Below are 2,067 nucleotides of genomic sequence, written 5' to 3' on the forward strand. Positions count from 1 at the left end.
CCCGGACATTCCATGTATAGTATTGGTTAGACGCGGTGCGACCGGGTTCGGCGGCGACAGCGTCGTCGCGCTCGGGAAGTTCAACCTCACCGGCTCCAGGAACGTCGGCGGCCTCGTAGACGTTGGCGAGGCCGTCGCCGCCTCCGATACGGCGGAGGTAGCCGGCCTCGACGAGCTCGCGAAGGACGCGGCGAACCTGGCGCTTCCCGACGTCGACGGCGTCGGCGACATCGGAGAGCGTGAACTCGCCGCCGAGGCGCCGGTACCGCTGGGCGACCTTCGTCGCTGTCGGGCTCCAGGGCTCGACGACCTGGCCGCGACCGACGACGGGGAGATCGTCCCGCAGCGCGGAGGTCCTCGCGACGACGGTCGCCCCGCTGTCGCCGCGCGCGAAGCGGAGGATCGCCTGCGTCGTCTGGTCCTCTCTCATGTGCTTCAGGTAGCTGTTCGCGAGGTCGCTCCCGTAGTCGAGCTCGGAGCCCCAGGCCCCGTTGCGCTCGGTGTCGACCTCCTCGCCGGCGAGCGCACAGAACCGTTCGATCGCGTCGTCGCCGTAGTGCTGGGAGCCGAGGACGGCCGCGAGGCGGTGTGCGCCGAGGTCGTTCGACCCGGTGACGTTCCCGTAGTGGTCCCACTCCGCTACGACGTCGTCGAGGCGTGCGTCGCCTTCGAGGACCTCACGGACGCTCTTCGTCGTGATAGTGGCCGGGCGACCGACTTCGACAGCCTCCTCGCCCCGCTGTCGGGGNCTCCTCGGCGATCGTCTCCAGGAGGGCGACGTCCCCGTCGGTGTCCTTCGAGGTGGGGTCCCCGGAGTACGCGCGCGGCTGGTCGGCGGCCTGGAGGACGCGGAGGTCGAGCGCGTTCTCCAAGAACCGAGCGCGTTCGCGAGGAGTGTCGTGGATGTCGTCGACGACGACCTCCTCTCCCAGCGCGACGGACCACAGCGGGCCCCTGCCGGTCGCGTCGAGCCCGACGAGCGGAACGTCGTCGCCGGCGGCGTCGGTCCGAGCGGGCGGCGTATGGAGCCGCGCGCCGTGGCTGTTCCGGTCGAGGACGGTCACCGCGCGCTCACCGGTATCGGCGACGTCGACGACGGTCCCGTCGGTTGCCTCAGGGTCGAACGCCCAGCTGGAGGTGCTGATACGCGTCGGCTCCGCCTCGACGATGTTCGCGAGGATGTGGTAGGCGTCGGGGTGGGAGTAGCCGTCGTCGGCCCAGGCGGCAAGCCGGCGACAGCCCTCTCCACCGCCCCGGAGAGCTGTGACGGCGGCGTCGAGGAGGCCTCTCGCACCGTCTACCCGGTCGCTCGCGGCGTCGACAGCGTCCTCGACGAGGTCGCGGAGGTCTCCCGAGACGGGAAGATCGTCGACGTCGGGGTCGTCGACAGTTGGCGAGCTCGTACCGGCGACGGTCGCGGCCTCCAGGGGCTCGACGACGACGTCGTCGGCCCAGTTGGTGAGACCTGAACCGGGCTGGTCGATGTCGACAGCGCCGACCGCGGCGACGAGGCGGCTGTACGCTTCGACTGGGTCGCCGCGACCCTCGGCGACGTCCTCCAGGACCTCGCGGAGGTCGAGCTTCTCCAGGGTCCGGCGGTCGACGACGTCGAGGAGCTCATCGGCGCCGTCGCGGGCGTCGAGGAGTTCTCGCGTCCGGCCAAGCGAGGAGATCGCCTCATCGACGTTCGGGTCGGCGTCAGCGGAACTCCCGTCGAGCCACCCGCGAACCCACTCGTCGTCCCCGAGGTCCGCCTCCAGCATGTCCCGACGGTCCTCCACGTCACAGCGGAGACAGCCAGCGAGCCACGTAGCGAAGTCCTNCTCGTCGTCCCCGAGGTCCGCCTCCAGCATGTCCCGACGGTCCTCCACGTCACAGCGGAGACAGCCAGCGAGCCACGTAGCGAAGTCCTCCGCGTTCTCCCCGAACTCCGAGACGAACGCCTCACCGGGGAACTCGTCGAGGACGACGGCCCGCGGCGACGTGTCGACGCTCCCGTCGGGCGAGCGGGTGAACTGCGTGCGGACGCTCGCCACGTGAGCGTGGATGTACGATCCGACGAGGAGG

Annotated in this window: 1 pseudogene; it reads right to left on the reverse strand. The window is 70.6% G+C overall.

The window, feature by feature from the left end:
* Positions 1-430 (reverse strand): annotated as a pseudogene (locus C470_RS00455) (hypothetical protein); the annotation flags it as partial.
* Positions 431-2,067: the final 1,637 nt, after the last annotated feature.

Origin of the sequence: Halorubrum distributum JCM 13561, from assembly GCF_000337395.1 — an archaeon.
GTDB lineage: Archaea > Halobacteriota > Halobacteria > Halobacteriales > Haloferacaceae > Halorubrum > Halorubrum distributum.